We start from the raw sequence: 16,988 nt of genomic DNA, 5'->3' as shown, positions 1-16,988 counted from the left end.
GAAAGCACAGAGTTGTCCGCTTTTATGAACATCCCAGGTACTCGCAATATTAGCCTGACCATCATTGCGTGAACCAATATCTCACCCTCAGTGATGAATCCTGTCCGTAGGGTCGCCGTAGTGAATATAGTCAGCCCAATCTACATCTGAAACTTTAAAGGCTTCTTGCCGGCCGCGCATAACTGCTTCTCCGACAGCTCTACCGTCTAGAATGTACGTGTAAAATCCAATTGAGAAAGCCTTTGCTGCGGCATCGCCAACAGGCCAATAGGTACCAATAAAGTGATGCACGCCGCCCGACATAGACGCTTCTGCAAGACCGATGTTTCGTTCCATTCGGTTTGCAATCGTAGGCTCGGATTTGTTCGACCCATTGCGACCGCTTCTGATCCGTCCAGTTTCACATGCATTGAAGATTAACATGCGTGGTAAATTTTCAATGCCCGACAGGTCGTGACCCGTAACAACTTTATCGCCAGCGCATATCAAACCACTGCCTTCTCGGTTGGCTGGATCGTAAAAGGCATGGCCTGCAAAATGAACGATATCATGCTTTCGTGCTTGCAGCTCCTCAAGAACGCGTTCTCGTGTTGCTTCATCCTGCCCTAGAATGACAATGCCGACATCCGGTCGAGCTTGCAGCGCTCTCCGGACGTGGCCACCTTCTGACCTAGCGCCGGGCAAGTCGCATGTTGGATCGACAATCAACAACACGCTGAACTCCTGTTTTTTGTCATTAATTGAGGGATTAGCAATCTTTCTAGAAGTTAAGAAACGTCGACTAAATGACATTCTTGTAGCCGGGAAAGCCAGCTCAGGAAATGACATCGATTCCCACGGTACGATTGATGCGCCTGCGTCGTGCCACAGAACGATCGGCGGCCCATGATGATGCGCTTGTGCTAGCTCGGTCACCACATGCTCTCCAAGCAGAAATGTTGCTAGATTGACCCCTTCCTTGAAACCGATTGGAGTAGCGCCATTGAATTGATGAATGTGCTGCTGCAACAACGTGAGATCGACGGACCTGCGAACCGTAGTAGCTCCAGCTGGTGCGTTGGGGGGTATGTGAATCAGCTCCAACTCCACCCTGTTCGTTGTTTTTTGGGGAAATTCGCCCATCCTGATAAATAGATTGGACGCGTCTTCTGACAGCTCCATCATAACGCGGCTCGCTGCAACAAGATCATCAACGCGTGTTGACGTAAGACTCCAGCTGTAACTTTTGAGTCCTTTCTGCAGCATCGCGCGTTCGATTTCAGTGCGCAAATCCAGGCAATTGAATACAGAGAAGTCGCAGACATGTAGTTTTAGAGATGTTGTTGTTTTCGCATGCTCCGCATACTCTGATATTAATCCCGCTAGATAGTACCAAATCACGTCATGAGATGAAAAACCCGACCCAAGACCGATCGGGACCGTCGCAACATCAATCACCCCTTCATCAGCCAACCATTTTCCAAGCAGTTTTCCGACTTGCCACAGATCTTGTGGACGACGTTGAGAAATCGGACCAAGTCCTACAAATGCAATGCGGTCGGCGAGAAGGTCACTTGTTGTTGTATCGTGGGAAATAACCTGGCCCAAATGGCCGCCCAATGCACCCGCACGATACAGTTCCATAATCTCGCCTTCTAGCACGCCATCTAGCGTCGAGAAGGCCATCTTTGGGGCTATATCTTCGAAAAGGCCGATTATGTACAGGTCGGTCTCTACATTTGCCAAGTTTCCGCAAACGAGTTCGACAGAGATGTGGAAGTTTTGGCCAGTCATGTATGCACCTCTTACCTCAGCGAAGCATTGGTTGAACAATCAGGAGGCTCGGAACCAACGATTATGGCAAGCTGCTGTGCAAACACGCGCATCTCTTGGCGAACGTTCTCAAGCTCTATGTGAAAGGCAGTATGGTCGCTCCAACCCGCTTGATCAACATGCGCAATGGGCACTACTTGCAAGCTATATGCCTTAGCTAGCCGAAGACCAGTTTCCAATTCAAAGTCGCCGTAGGCTGTGTGCCACCTAGTCAGGAAAGGTCGCAAACCTTCGTTAAGGACGCGAATTGTCACAAGCCCAAGACTGTCAGGGCTATGTCCGATGTCCGGGCCGGCCTCCTTAAGTATCTCGCGTGTAATTCCAAACAAGGAATGCAACGAAGTAAGTGTCTCTCGAACTGATCCGGAACTGGGTGTGAGCGTTTGAGTCGAAATTCTCGTACTGAATTCGGGATAGAGTTTCCATCCCGCCTCTTGCTCTGCACGGCCAATGTCAACTGTGACCCCGCCAAGACCGAAGGGCAGGCTAATGTTAAGCTGTGAAATACGTCCGGGCACCTGAATTCTCCTCGGCTAGCCGTGTTCCGAGCGATCCTGAGCACCACTCTCATTGATGATATGGTCCCGGTTCCGTATCGTCCGGGCCACCCGTCCCAATCCTGTCAGAGTTAATCCAATTACTTCGGCCATACTGCGCGCATTAAATAGTTGTTGGTTTTCCTCGATGCTTAATCCGTTTTTTCTTGAAATCTCGCGGATCCCAAACTTACCAAAAATGTTAGCACGGTTATAAAACAGATCGTCAGTTTTCCCTTGTTCGACAAGCGCAGACGCAACCCCTCCAGAGGCCCAGAATGCTTCCAGTTCAATCGTATTCTTGCCCTCAATCGCCGCAATTACCTGGCTACTCGCACCACCGAAATGCCGGGTTACGTACAAAGGAAGTCCTGCAGTAAAGCAAAGCGCGGCCTCTTCAACGATCCCCGCGCAAAATCCACTTGAACCGCGAACGCGACCACCGATGCAGAGCCGCGCATTTGATCGCCTAGTGAGCTCAATGCGCGCCTGGGTAAGCGCATTTGCCTCTGCGATAAACTCGCTCATCTTACTGATTCCGTCTTGCGCCTCTACAGGAGGCATCTCGATGATCTTCAATACATCCCGATAGCGCTCTCGGAGGTCTTCAGGGATGCTCGTTCTGCGAGGCCAAGGTACAACGTTCGTCATTGGGATTTTCCCAAACATTGAGCCCGATTGTTGACTTTGATAATCCACTACCATCCGCATAACCTCGGCCATAACTCCATCTTCTCGCCAGTCATGTCCAAATGCGACATGACCACCTTGCGCCAAAACAGCCCGGGAGATATCACGCACACTGCGGTTCACTTCTCGCTTCGTGTAACCATTATCCTTTGCATCCTGGCTTTCCGAGATCGAAATGGAGAGGGTCAAACCCCGAAGCGGGTCGGTTTTCTTATATGGATCTCTCATCACAGCTTTCACTCCAGCCCTCCGACCATCAAGGTTTCGGGTGTCGTTAGTCGTAATTCTCCTGAGTACGAGGTCGCGAACGCATTGGCTGCCAACCTCTCAGCTTTGTGCAGCTGAGGATCTGGGTAAACAATTGTAGTTTGTGTGCCTTGTTCGGTGTCAGCGCAGGCAACTTTAATTGAGAGCATAGTTGGAAGGCGGGGCAAGATCTTTGTGTGGCTTCGACTTAGTATGTTTTGGCGAAAAAGATCTTCGACCAGCCGAGAGTGCATTCGCGCCTTCAATCCCTCTCGCAAAGCAATAAATACAACGCGATATAGATTGCCATCCGGTACACGAATGGTGGGAGCCCTGTCGAAATTAAACTGGCTGCTTGGTTCAATAAGACTATGGCGCAAGTCCACCACAATGTAGGGGGTGGAATATTCCTCAGCCCATAAGATTTCTTGGCGACACCAAGGGCGCAGCTCGTAGTTCGTGCTCCGCAAAACTATCATAATTGAATCCCGAACTCCTTCTTCAAGAACTTCACGCCAGTTCGATCCGATGGGAATATCCTGAGCATCATAGAACTTGGCAAACCCAGGAAGCTCCATGATTAGTCGCGAAAGTGCATCGGCAAATGGCTGTCCATCCAGTTTGGCATGACTTACGAAGAATATGATTTTGCCACCCATCTTTGCGCCACTACTGACGATTTGTAAGGCGAGGTGGATTGCAATGAGGCTTGCGATGACAGGACGCACGGCTTGTTCACCCAAACTTTCGCTTGCAAGAGACTGTGGCCAGCTGTCCGACGATGACATCTGAAAGAACTTGTCTAGTGAGCCATCAAGATCCAAAACAAGCAGACCTTGCGTTTCAGGCGATTGCTGGTTGAGAGTAGAGATGTAATCCGCCAGTCGACTTAGCCACTCCACCATTGACGTGTCATTCAATATGTCTCGGCTAACCAAAACGATATTGAGAGTATGTAGAGCGCTGGCCAACATAACCGCCGGCGGTTCAGGAGGCGTTTTCAGGAACTCACGTACAGGAACTCCGGTATCCGGTGCTCCCGCAAGGTAACCTGAGCCACCACCTTGAAATGCGTCGACAAAAGCTTTGCGGTAATCATTAGATTCCTGGTTTTTGCCACTTAAGAATATCGAAACCTGTAGGGGTGTTGAAAGCATGGGGTCTTGTTTCAATCCTTTAGCTGTTTCGATCTCAATTCTATCACAGTTTACGATCGCTCGCCGCTTACACACGCAGATGACAGAATCGCGCTTGAGCGAAGCGTCCCCGAGCGCTCAAATAGTTCGTCTGAAACTGAAATTTATTCCATTTTTGCTATTGAGCCAAATCGTTGTTGGGGCCGTCTACTAACGCGTCCAAAGCTTCCTGCCCGACCACCTTTAACAGGGTGCCTCGCGAGAATTCCTGTAGCGCACTAACTTTTTCAAAATACGGAATTACCTGAAGTTCGCCATTCTGTGATCCGGTTGCGATCAAAACACGGCCATTTTGATCTTTGGCGATATCAAGTGCAAAAATACTACTGGAGTGGCCAGGCATAACAGACAATGGTTTACCGTCTTCCATATCCCAGACAATTAAACGCTCATCAACTGAGACGGTCACAGCCGTCTGACCAGCTGGTGAAAGTCGAACGCCTGTCAAAGCAGATCGGTGTGGCCCGAGCAGCTGCACCACTTTACCGGTCTTAAGATTTTCAATGCGTCCGGACCAATCCGACGCGCCGGTTATTAGTTTTTCGTTGTCAGTGGAAAAATGCAGTGACGTGATCGAGCCAACGTGCCCCGTCACGAGCCCTTTAAACTTGGAATTTTCACCGTCGATTTCAAATAGGCGCACGACACAGTCTTGACCGGCTGCGGCTAAGAGTTTGCCATCTTTGGAAAACGCAAGTTCATTCAAGCGCGGCGGCTCGTTCGCGCATTGATCCGGCAGCAGTTCTGGATTCACCTGCTTGATCACAATTGGTGCCCCACAGCTTGGCTGCAGGCCATCAGCTGAAAGCGCGCAGATACGAAATCCAAAACTGTTCGTGTTTCCAGTGCTATCCAACACCGCGACTGCGACTGCGCTGCCTTCAGGGTGGACGGCAACAGGGCGTCGGCTCAGATCATCATCAAATTCGTCTACACTCAGATCCAGTGTGATGCTCTGAAGCTGACCTTCATCGCCTGTTGGCTTCCATAGCTGAACTTGTGGCGTGACGAGAGAAGCCGCGATATGGCCCGACATTTCGCCCACCGCAAGGTCAATAATTTCAGGCACGATGCCATCGAAGTTACGTGGCACCTCCAATAGCTGAACAGGGCCTTCTGCTGACTTTATGTAAACATCGTTTCGATCCGTGAAGGCAATCCAGCCAGCGTTAGGCCCAAATGCGAGATTGCGAATGGCGCGATGCCTTCGATCTGGATTGGAGCTTTCAAATCTGAAGCTAAACTTCTCGTCCGTTCCAAGAGACGCAAAAGGGGACCAGATACGCGCAGTATTGTCGTGCCCAGCACTGACAAGATACTGCCCTGTGGGATCAAAGCGTACAGTGCGTGTTGGAGGAGTGTGACCGCGGAAGGTTGAGAGCGGTTTCCAGTTCTCAGCATCAAAAACTTTGATCGCCCCATCCCATACAATGACCGCCATGTAGGTGCCGAGTTGATCAAAATTAACATCCCAGACATCACTATCGAACCAGATTCTTGGACCAAGTTCCACCGGCACAAACCCTAGAGCATTGCCTGGAGTTGGGCGGTAGGCCCACATCACTGCGGTGTCATCATTGCCAGCACTTACAAAGTATTCTCCACCAGGCCGAAAGCTTATGGCCTTGACAGCTTGTCCACTTACATGTCCGTTACCGTCGCAAACGCGGTCTGACCCAGAAATCTTTATTGCTGAAAGACAAACCATCCCGTTCTCAAGGCCAACGCCCAAAAGTGTCCCATCATCATTCAACCCAACCGAGTAGACAGGCGCTTGATGACGGATTTCAGTGTGGAGCTTCCATCCCTCCAGTCCATCCTGCGCAGAATTGCCCCAAACACGAACAGTACCATCCAGGGATCCTGCTGCCAAAGTATTCCCATCGGTGGAAAAAGAGACATCCAACACTGAAGCAGATGCATCCGGATCAGGGCCCGCGTATAGCTCAAGAACAGAACCAGTGTTGAGGTCAACCATCGCCACAGCGCCACGCCAAGTTCCAACGGCAACGGTATGCCCATCCGGAGCAACGCGCATTGATCTCCCTGCTTTGCGTTCGGGTTTTGTCAAGCTGTCCGCGAGACTGATCACGGTATCAGGTTTGGAAGAGTTCGACATCGACCAGATGCTCAGCTCCGGGACGTGCGTCCAAGTAATGATCTGCTCACCATCTCTGGCAAAATCTGCAGCGTATACATCACCATCCCTGCCCGATCCCAGCTGCAGACGCTGACGTTCAAAAGTATGGAAGTTTGCTAGCCAGAGTTTATTCTTAGCCAACGTCATCGTGTCTTCGCCCACACTGGCGGCACGTGCTGAGTTGATTACACCGATCCCCAGTGCGATAGTTTCAACAGGATTCTGGTCAAGTTCGCTAGGGTTTAGCGCTGCGACAGCATTCGCAACATTCGCGCGGTTCTTCTGCTCGGCCGCATCTTTTCGTTGCTCTTCCAACTCAAGACGCGCATGCGTGCTTCTAAGTTCAAGTGCTACTTTTGTCCTCTCGTCCTTTAGATCCTCATTAAAACTATAGGCTCCAAAACCGATCAGGCTGACCGTGGCAGCAGCCGCAACCCATGTCCTTCTGTTTGCGGCATTCATCGATTTATTCATAAAATCAAGAGTTCCCGCAAAGGTCACAGGTAGTGATCCCTTTGATGAAACACGCCCAGTTTCAGTATTAACCTCGTCTAAATACCGCCTTGCCCAAGCCCCATTTGGTCTGGAGCTGCGATCATTCCACCAACCGGCATAACGCTTCAGTTCAGCTCCACGGAACAAACCGTCTCCCATAAGGCGCGCCCGCCAGCCACCTGGTTTGTTCAACAACTCTTTACGACGTTGAGTTCGGCGAGCGATCTCCTTAAGAAACTGTCCGTTTTTTAGCTCTTTGGGTAACCATCTCTCCTGAAGGCGTCGCCACAATCGAAGAACGCATTCATGTGTAACGTCAATTTTGGGATTGTCAGTTCCGTCCAACTTGCCATCGCAGCGAAGATACCCAGTTTCGCCCTCAGCAAATCTGCGAACGAGTGCGACTGTTTTGTCGACAGGTTCGTTGATAATTTCTGCTAGTTCGTGCAGATCCAGCGCATTTCGGATATCGCGGCCTTGGCTTGACACATTTGTCAGCGCACAAAACGCCCGAGCAGTGACTCGTTTTAGATCCTTCGGAAGGTCCCGATAAATCGCATCCAATCTGTATGACATTGCCTCGCGCAGCGCGGACCGCGGTTCGCCTATGGATATCCGGCTCGAGATATTAAACTCTGCGGTGAAATCATCAAGGCCGATGATTGGAGCCTTATCTGGATCCGCTTGCTTTTTCTTACTATAGAGCAACCTAAGAGCGTGCTGCATCAACGGTAGCTTATCCATCTCCCTTTCAAGATCGTTCAGAATACGGACAGTCAACAATGGTTCGACCTCCCCCCCAAACAACCGGATTGGACCTTCAATGGCCTCCTGAAGCTGAAAGCGATCTAATGTGGGCGTGAGGAACTGGCTTTGGTTGATAGCTTCCGTCAATCCAGGATAGCGTGCACAGCGTGACAATTCTTCGGTGCGCACAGTGATAATCACAAATATGCGTCCAGCTGCTTTGGCGGTCTTAAGCAAAACATCTACAAAGCGTGCTGCCTCGTGGCGGTCTCGTTGCGCAAAACGAAACAGCTCTTCAAACTGATCTACCAGAATGGCTACTGGGCGATCTTTCAAGGTGGACATCTTGTCCGCTGCTAGGTTCAGATTACTTGATGCATTTTCTATGCTGCTATGGAAGTAGGCTGCAAGTTCATCAACTTCGGTTTGCTGCTTGGCATCCAACTCGTTCATCGCATCGCCAAGAACAATTCCACGTGCAAGTCCGCAAACCAATCGCGAAATCGGTTCATTTCCAGGGGAAAAGTCACAGATCACCCAATCGGATCCATACCCATGCAGAAAGCCGGATTCGAGTGCATTAAAAAGCCCGGTGCGGGCAAGCGAAGATTTTCCGCAGCCGGAGGGGCCCGTCACACATAGAAAATGAGATTCACTCAGTTTCTCCAACATTGCATCGATATGGTCGTCTCGACCAAAAAAGATGTCGTACTGATGACGTGAAAAGGACGCGAGACCTGGATAGGGTGTATCACTTAGTACCGCTTCCATTGATCAAGCCCCAGTATCAGTTGGCGATGAACCGATTCCGAGACTGTTGAGAAAAGCGTACACAGCTTTCGCATCCACTCCTTTGCGGACATCGATGCGCTGCACCCCAGGAGCACGTGGGCAAGGCGGATCCTCGCGACGAGCAGCGTCACCAATTGCCAGCTTGCAAACCTCCAACCTGTTGGTGCCGCTGAGTTTCCAGAACTGCCGAAAATGTGCTGTTGCACGTTTCTGGGCGCCTGGCTGACGACCATAAACTACAAGAATGGCATCGTGGTCATGAACGGCCTGCTTCATTCCAACGTGATCCGGATTATCCATAATGCTTTCACCGATCCCAACATGCTGTCCTAGAAGGTCAGCAAGAAGATCGAACCGGTCGCGGTCGCTTGGATCGAAATCGATCGCAATAACTTTACGCTCGCCATCTGGCATGTGTTTGCGCATGTCTCCTCGACGCAAAAGAGTCGCTGCCTTTGCCCGTGCTTCCTCAAGGTGCTTGACCAGAAACCCCTCGAAATCTTCGACGGTTGAGGACTGATAACCACAGTTATCCAAGAACTCACGATGAGCGGCGTCACAATCAGAAGGATCAACTGAAGGGCGCAACAGAATATGTGGCACCTTACCTGCACGGAGCGCTCCTTGGCATTGTGCCATTACCAACGGCCTGCCTGAGTTCAGTAAATCTGGCCTCCCCGGCGTACTACCAACGATCTGAGCAAAGTGACTACAGGATCTTATGAGCTCGACCAAATCCTCAAATGACCAGTTTTTAACTAGGTTCTCGTCGGTCAAATCAAAATGAGCGACAGTAAATCCTTTTGCTTCGATTGCGAGTTTTAGCCGGTTCGTGAGCTTTGCCTCTTCAGCTGTAGGGCTGGCGAGAAACAGATCGAAGTTTTCAGCAGAATCACCTTCTGGGAGGGATAGCGCTTCAATTGTGCTGGCCCCGCCGTTCCTGCCATCGACCTTTTCATTTTCTGATGCCAGAACCCGATTAGCATGATGACGTATAGCGACCTCTAGTTCGTGTACCTTCTGGTCGAATGCTGCTCTATTCTCGGAAATACTGGGAACAGGATAAGCAAGTCGTTTGGGATGCCCTCCATCCATTTCCCAAAAGAGTATTGCTAACTTGTCTTTACCTAATAGTTCACCGAGATCGTACAGTCGTGAATCCTGTATTTCGTGCCAATCCTTGAGAATTTCTACGACAATAATCGTCTTGTTTAACTCCACAAGAAGCCGAACCTCCCTTTCGCATTCTTCTGAAAGAACAAATGCTTCAGACATAAAAAGGACAGCTAGATCACAGCTATTGATCGCTTCGGCAACAGCGTCCGGGATGATATCCCCGCCGACGATCATACCATCTCGGTCGCGCAAAAACTGGTATGGGCTTCGAGTGTTACGAGCTCCTAAATTCTGTTCTATTGAGGCGTATAACTCGCCTAGCCAACTTGTTCTTAAGTTGGCATACTCTCGAATATCATCTTGCGCATAACTGCAAAAAATCTTTGCTTTTCTCATGGTGGGAAGGCCTTATTGGCTAGGAAAACACAATACTGCTCGCCCTCAGATTCCACTATGTAATAGTCGAGTACTATCTCAAATCTTGTTTCATTTCAACTTTGGGGCGGCATCCCAACGCACACAATGCCATTTCTGCGTGAACTTGCTTAAATCTCGCGCCACGTACTTTCGTGGTAGTCCTAATGCCTTAGAGGGCGAATTTCCGGCGCCAGTCCTTGGTTCCGAAACCAGGCAATGTCACGGTACATAGCGCACCGAACCTGGGAATCGTAGCCGATATCAAATGCAGCGCAGACTCTACTCTAGTCAGAAGCAAGATTAGGACGAGTCTAGCCAGGAACTGCCGTTGATCATAAGCTTTGTCCACTGCAGTGCAGACCGTTAGATCAGCCGTTCACTGCAAATGCCAATTTAAAGGCTTTATGAATTCAAGGTTCTATCTACACGAAAAGACAATCGGTTTTCCTCAAAACAGCAAACCAATTCAATGCCTTGTTCTTTGCCCCTGGGTTCTACTCTTAAAAACATTGTCAGCTTCTGATTTCTTTCGCAGTATTTCTGAAACGATCCGATCAACACTGACTTCCGAGATGCCGTCTTGGAGATCAATAAATTGAATATTGTGCAGAGAATCTGGCATCCAATCCAAATTCGCACCTGGCAATAGGACTGGAATTATCAAAGGATCCTGAGGGTCTTTATGGTCTAGAATATCGTCTAGATACTTAGATGCCTCAGGTGATGGCGAACTTCCAACACAGTACAAAATCGACGATATCGTACTCAACACGTCAGCTACTGCTTCTTGAACTCTGCTTCCAGGTTGTAAACTCCACTGGTCTAACCAAACCTTAACACCCCTACTTTCAACCCTGTGCGCGAGTTCACGGACGAACTTCGAGTCCTTGTGGTTATACGAAATGAAGACGTCAAATCGCAAATCTCTGGTGAGTGTTAGGGCTTCTTTTTCTCTCCCAACTACTGCCAAAAGTGTTGCTAAGTCCCTTTTGGTGTTGTCAGGGAAGACGTAGCCTTCTGGCCATCGCTCCTTAACAGCCGACATGAATGCGTCAAGAAGAATTATCTCCGCCTTTTGGACATCGCCTTTTTCGAGTAGGATTCCTGCGACAGTCATCAGTTGCATAACAATCGCAGGTGAATCACGCAGATCTCTTCGTGACAAAGGTCGCTCATACCACTCAAGTGCGTCATCCAAGCGGCCCATCTCATGATATGTCTTCGCAATGTTGTTCTGAGCTATCAAGACCGAAAAATGGGTGCTCGACCTACTCACCATCGAGTTCGAGTGAGACTGCTCTTCGAATACTAAAAGTGCGCGCTTATACCATTCGAGCGCGTCGTCTAGTCGACCCATCTCACGACAAGTATCCGCGATATTGTTGTACGTTGCCAACATAACTGGATCGTCGCTTCGCCCCCCCATCTTAGATTGCTCCAACGAGCGCTGGTACCATTGAAGCGCATCTTCAAATTGGCCCATTTCACGATGGATACCCGCGATGTTGTTGTACGTCGCAAAAATGGCTGGATCGTCGCGACGACCCCGTATCTCAGATTGCTCCAACGAGTGCCGGTACCATTGAAGCGCATCTTCCAAACGGCCCATTTCACGATAGATACCCGCGATGTTGTTGTACGTTGCTAATATGGCTCGATCGCCGCTTCGCCCCCCAATCTCAGAATGCTCCAAAGAGCGCCGATACCATTGAAGCGCATCTTCCAAACGGCCCATTTCACGATGGATACCCGCGATGTTGTTGTAAGTTGCTAAAATAGCTGGATCGTCGCGAAGACCCCGTATTTCAGATTGCTCCAACGAGTACTCGTACCAATAAAGCGCGTCATCGAAGTGGCCCAGTTCCCGATGGATGCCCGCAATATTGTTGTACGTTGCCAACATGGCGGGATCGTCACGACGCCCAGTTCTCTCATATTGCACCAATGAGCGCTCATACCATTGAAGCGCGTCGTCTAAACGGCCCATTTCACGATACATGCCTGCAAGACGCCGCATAGTGGAGTTCAACGTCGGGTGATCCGGCCCAAGCACATGATGATAAATATCAATAGCTTGAAGAAAGAAAATCTCCGCATCTAAATATCTCTGTCGGCGGGACAAAAATGTAGCTCCCTCAGACAAAGCCTCTGCAGCCTCGATAGAGTTACCGTTTTCGTTTTTTACTTGATCAATCAATCGTTCAATGGACGCATCATCAAGTGTACCATCGGACGAAAATGCTGAGCGGAGTAGTTTAGCATATCGATCAGAACTATCCGGATCGATGATTTGACGCGCTCCGCGAAAATCGCTTTCCAACAAGTCTGCAACATTCTGTAGATAAAATCCTGGAAATTCTGGATCAGTCGTTCCCTGGGTAACAACTGGTAAGGGCTCTCCGAAGCTGAATTTTGTGATATATGGTATTTTCGTTAGCTCCAGAATCTTTCGCGGGTTCATATCCTTCGGGAGCCAATCCTCGTAGAATGGTTTCAGATCCTTTGCGAATCGCGCCATCCACATCTGCGCATCATCGACTTCATCCCTTCCATCGAATTTTCCCGGCAATGGCAGCACCGCTAAGGGTGCTCTAGGAACGGACAGGTCTCGACGTGCTTTCTGAGCGCCCGTAACGACTTGAATGCCCCGAGATAAGCTCTGCTCATTGGCAGTAAAGGCAAGGACTAGGATGTCGGGAAGGTAAATTGTACAAACACCGCCAGCATCGGTGATGCCGGTTCGGCTGTCTACCAGAACAAAGTCATAATTCGATTTCCATTCTTCTCTCCATTGATCCAACAAAGTGCCGCCGCCCCCTTCCGCAAAGAAAGTGTTCCAGGAAAAGCTTCCTACAAGATCAACGTAGTCTGGTGCTTGATCGCCACTTTGAAGCAGATCAATCTGCTCACCATCTGGCATCCTGACCTTGGTGATGTATGACTGCCACGTGGCTTTTGGGTTCTTCTTAACTTCACATAGTAGATGTATAAGTCCTTGGTGACGATCGACAGATAAGTTTTGATATTTTTCAAAGTAGCGATGCAGCCCTGGGGCCTCTAAATCCCAATCCATTACCAACACGCGCTTACCCATTTTCGCGAGCAGCACAGCGATATTCGCTAGCGCAAAAGTACGCCCGACACCGCCTTTATAGGAGTAAAAGGTAACAATACGGTTCATACGATCGGCAGACTCAGCGATGGAAGAGTAACTTGAGATTCCATTTTAATCTTGAATGCCCCTTCGAATTGCTCGTGCGCAATCGTCTCCCATGAAGGATTATATGGGGGCACTTTTCCCATTGCCGTTTCGATTGAGTCGCACAGTTTCGTTCTCATCTGCTCTGCCATCTTTTCCTGACTCTCGCTATCTGGCCGCATGAAAGGATTTGCAAAGCAGTGGAGAGGCTCGGACTGCATTGCTTGAACTTCAGCAGGGAAACAATTGCCATCATCAATGGTAACGGGAACTATCACTCCCCAAGGGTTAGCGGCGCATCTCAAGTTTCCGCTTTTTTCCCTTTCGTGCATAAGGGCAAGTTCCAAACGACACCATTCGCTCTGGAAATAGCCTCTACTCAGTACTGCAACCATGACCTTGGAGCGTGACAAACTCATGGCAAGATGGTTCGGCCACGGAGCGCCATCATCAATTGTCTCGTCCAAAAACACACTCATGCCACCCAATCGAGGACGTAAGAGTGAGCTGAGCGCGCGCGCAAAATTGTCTCGCGTCCACCGCACCCAATCGGCATCTGACCGCCTATAACTAATGAATATATCGTGCTCGTAGTCGGCCATGTTTCAGATTTTGACTCCAGTTTTCATTCCTGCGCCCCACTGTCTATTAGTTTATGAAGACAAACAAATCATCGGCCTACATCAGCCGCAGCCTGTCGCACCCATGACGAAAAATTGGCGCCACCATTCTGAGTCTTGTAGCAATACAATCCGGCATAGCGGGACAACCTAATCACATTTGTGTCGTGCGGCTTAACCCAAGTGGCAGGAAGATCCACCGCCTGGGTGTAATCTTCATACCTCATCCATTTTCCATTCTCGATCTCCGCTACGCGTACCACGCCAGCCGCGTTGTAGACGCCCATGTAATCGAGAGGGTTAGGCCCCTCATGGGAAACATATCCTTGCTGGTTTCCCATAGGACTAATCTTCACAGCCAACAACCCGTTCCCTTTGATCACCGATCTTGCCAGCTCGTAGCGAACCCACCGACGCTCGTAGGTTTCAGCTCCGACAAGAACGCAAGTCACGGAAGTATTTTTTATCTCCTCGCGGATAAGGCTTTTGAGAGCATCTGGCCCTGTTCGCCTGGAGCTCTCCCAAATACTTCCATCAAAGAAGCCTTCCGACTCGCGCGTGTTTTCATGGTTGTATCGCCACGAGTTTCGAACCTGGTTCACCTTCCAAATGTCGTTTTGGTAATGGAATGAAAAGAAGACCCTGCGCTTGACGGTTTGAAAGGGCGTAGCCCCGAAAAAACTAGCCATTCAAACCCCGCAAAAAATCAACGAGGCGACCGCACCCAAAGACAGGAAAATCGCCATATAAAACCAGCTCACCGACCACGAAAGCGCCAGCTGAAGAACTGAAGACGTATCCTTCATGAACGGGGTTGCCTCAAGGGAATAGGCTTCGACGTCTTCTCCCTTCCGGACATGATCATAGAGCTTCCGATAGGCCCGCTCGAGGCGCAAATACTGTGCGTCCATGAGCCAAAAGATGATCATCGGAAATGTGGCTGCAACAGCATAGTATGGCGAGGGTGTTTCGACAGTGGCTAATACGGCAACAGCTGCGCTCCCAAACGTTGCGGCAAGTGCTTTGAGGGTAAACGAGTTTGCCCCCATCCTGGTTATCACGCCTTGCAGCATTGTTAGGTGAGCAATCCGAACACTCTCGTCGTGGCCTTCTACATTTCCCATTTTTCTCAAGAGCTTTAAGTATTGTTTCAATTCTGGCGTGCAATCAATATTGATACTACTCCTGCAAACTGAGACTTCCAGCAAAATCTGCGAAAGACTACAACTGCTCCGCTTCTAAGCCACTATCATCTTGCTTTCGCAGCGAATTACCGCCTTCCGCCCTTTTTCTAATGAAGCGAATGGCCTTTTCCGGGCTTTCATCTTACCCTCACGATGCTGCGTTCGCAGCTCAAATAGCCGCCATTCGCTGCAGTTGCAAACCTGAGGATCATCGAACTCACTTGTCGCAGGTTGCGGAGACACTCCCCGCAACCTCCAATCTAGTGGTCGTTATTCATTCGACATCTTTGTCAGCCCGTTGGCTGGCGTAGGCTTTGAGCATCATTTCCGTGTACTCAACGGTGCATTTAGTGTGCTCACCCAACCCGGGCCAAGCAAAGGGCAATTCCCGCAGACCTACATGTTGATCAACATTTATCCCGAGATGTGCTGCAACCGCGAGTGCAGAAATAGGTTCCTTGTTCTCCGGCCAAAGGTCTTCATCGAAGGTGATAGATACATCGTTGTCATCATGGACGAAGATATCTGCGAATAATGCCCCCAAGCGCTCGCTTACATTCAAGGCATCCTCGACGAGAGCGCTTCGTATCAATAAAGTCACCTTTTCTGAATCGAGCTCCAGCTTCAGCCGTGTATCAGCAACATCGACCACTAGCTCGGGCCTACCATGTATCTCTTTGTCAGCAATTGGTTCCGGCTGTGTATCTTGTTCTTCAAGCCACCAGGGAGTGTTGAAGATGTTAAGCGGAGAGGCGTCGCAACGTGGGCAATGCCAAAGACTCTTGGCGATCTGTTCACCAGTTATCGAAGTATCGCAATGCAAGCAGAACCACTTATCTGACTCAGCACCGTTAATGGGATGACGGACTCGACCGTCTTTGTCAGGCTTGGTGGAACGTCTTGGCCAATCTGATGCGATCCCCGCACGAACCTGTTCTGCACGCTTGACTGCGATGTTGAGCGCTTCTTGCTGAAATGTCGTTTCATAGACTGGAGCCTCATGCTCAATCTGTTTTGCGATCTCTAGACGAGGTTCCCCGTTTGGAGCTTCAGGTACATGAAGGTGCCAACCTGTCCCATGCATATGAACATCGCCCATTGAAACTGAGATAGTGTATTCGTGCTTACCAATGGTGCCGTGCTGAACATCTGTCTCGAAGATTGAGTCTCCAATAAATGACCCTAATTCAGGTCCACCAGCTTCATCGCCGGGCAGTGCTTCGACGAGCAAGCTTTCAATGGCAGAGACATGCTCCTTTGTTGGGGTCCAACCGGCTCGTTGTGCCTTAGTAACGTCGTTCCAGTGTGAAAAGCCCAGCACTTCAGCAACCGTATCACGCGCTTTGTGGAGAGGTACCTGTTGAGCTCGCGCGTAGCGTTTAGACAGTTCTTTCAGTTTCTTAAGGTAGTATGTCGGTTTCATGATCCATATCCGAACTGGATCCGAAAAGGTGCCCGCTGCTTATCGGACCCTGCCAACGGCATGGTATCCAAAAAATCAATTCGCGTTGCTTTGCTTCGCATGGCGGGCACACCGGCCTACGCGCTAGGCCAAGTACATAATTGCCCGCTCGACCAAAAAGGTCAAGCGGCCCACTCCGGATATTGGGAATACCGTCGAATGCAGCGGCGCAGCTTCTCGCAAGCGGACGTTGGCCAATCTTTCGTTTTCGATGCCAGTATTCTTCGGTGTCTCAGCGCGGTCGAGCGTTCTGAACAAAACATTTCATTGGATAATCTGTTCGGAGTCGCGACGGGCTTGGGCGTCGAAAGTTGGCAGTTTTTGAAGTGACTGCCA

11 protein-coding genes are annotated in these 16,988 nt (G+C 49.9%); 1 reads left to right on the top strand and 10 read right to left on the bottom strand.

The genetic code is table 11. The annotated features are described in order from the left end of the window. Positions 1 to 87: 87 nt before the first annotated feature. The 10 genes from MWU55_RS11295 to MWU55_RS11250 form a co-directional block, all read right to left on the bottom strand. A complete protein-coding gene (locus MWU55_RS11295) occupies positions 88 to 1,773 on the bottom strand; it encodes a CHAT domain-containing protein (RefSeq protein ID WP_246936277.1) in 1,686 nt (561 codons plus the stop codon). A 572-nt stretch (positions 1,774 to 2,345) separates the two neighbouring features. Continuing rightward, on the bottom strand, positions 2,346 to 3,278 hold the full coding sequence (locus MWU55_RS11290) for a hypothetical protein (protein ID WP_246936276.1): 933 nt from the start codon (positions 3,276 to 3,278) through the stop codon (positions 2,346 to 2,348). Beyond that, positions 3,275 to 4,441, bottom strand: coding sequence for a toll/interleukin-1 receptor domain-containing protein (locus MWU55_RS11285; RefSeq protein WP_246936275.1), 1,167 nt, complete (start codon positions 4,439 to 4,441; stop codon positions 3,275 to 3,277). The genes MWU55_RS11290 and MWU55_RS11285 overlap by 4 nt, the downstream gene beginning before the upstream one ends. A gap of 157 nt (positions 4,442 to 4,598) precedes the next feature. Next, on the bottom strand, positions 4,599 to 8,633 hold the full coding sequence (locus MWU55_RS11280; protein ID WP_246936274.1) for an AAA family ATPase: 4,035 nt from the start codon (positions 8,631 to 8,633) through the stop codon (positions 4,599 to 4,601). A 3-nt stretch (positions 8,634 to 8,636) separates the two neighbouring features. After that, positions 8,637 to 10,166, bottom strand: coding sequence for a toll/interleukin-1 receptor domain-containing protein (locus MWU55_RS11275; RefSeq protein WP_246936273.1), 1,530 nt, complete (start codon positions 10,164 to 10,166; stop codon positions 8,637 to 8,639). Between the two features lie 487 nt (positions 10,167 to 10,653). Then, entirely contained in the window at positions 10,654 to 13,368 is a 2,715-nt protein-coding gene (locus MWU55_RS11270) for a tetratricopeptide repeat protein (protein ID WP_246936272.1), read from the bottom strand. Then, complete coding sequence (locus MWU55_RS11265) at positions 13,365 to 13,988, bottom strand: toll/interleukin-1 receptor domain-containing protein (protein ID WP_246936271.1); 624 nt, start codon at positions 13,986 to 13,988, stop codon at positions 13,365 to 13,367. Before MWU55_RS11265 ends, MWU55_RS11270 begins: the two co-directional genes overlap by 4 nt. A gap of 68 nt (positions 13,989 to 14,056) precedes the next feature. Further along, complete coding sequence (locus tag MWU55_RS11260; RefSeq protein WP_246936270.1) at positions 14,057 to 14,695, bottom strand: TIR domain-containing protein; 639 nt, start codon at positions 14,693 to 14,695, stop codon at positions 14,057 to 14,059. Further along, on the bottom strand, positions 14,696 to 15,160 hold the full coding sequence (locus tag MWU55_RS11255; RefSeq protein WP_246936269.1) for a hypothetical protein: 465 nt from the start codon (positions 15,158 to 15,160) through the stop codon (positions 14,696 to 14,698). It lies immediately after the preceding gene. A 304-nt stretch (positions 15,161 to 15,464) separates the two neighbouring features. Further along, the gene (locus MWU55_RS11250) at positions 15,465 to 16,613 is read right to left on the bottom strand and encodes a hypothetical protein (protein ID WP_246936268.1); all 1,149 of its coding nucleotides are present in this window, start codon (positions 16,611 to 16,613) and stop codon (positions 15,465 to 15,467) included. 60 nt (positions 16,614 to 16,673) lie between these two features. Between MWU55_RS11250 and MWU55_RS11245 the strand changes: the two genes are divergently transcribed. Then, positions 16,674 to 16,982, top strand: coding sequence for a hypothetical protein (locus tag MWU55_RS11245; protein WP_246936267.1), 309 nt, complete (start codon positions 16,674 to 16,676; stop codon positions 16,980 to 16,982). Positions 16,983 to 16,988 lie beyond the last annotated feature (6 nt).

It is taken from the genome of Aliiroseovarius sp. F20344, from assembly GCF_023016155.1.
GTDB lineage: Bacteria > Pseudomonadota > Alphaproteobacteria > Rhodobacterales > Rhodobacteraceae > Aliiroseovarius.
Note: the sequence above shows the minus strand (reverse complement) of the source record. Positions and strands in the feature narration are given on the sequence as shown.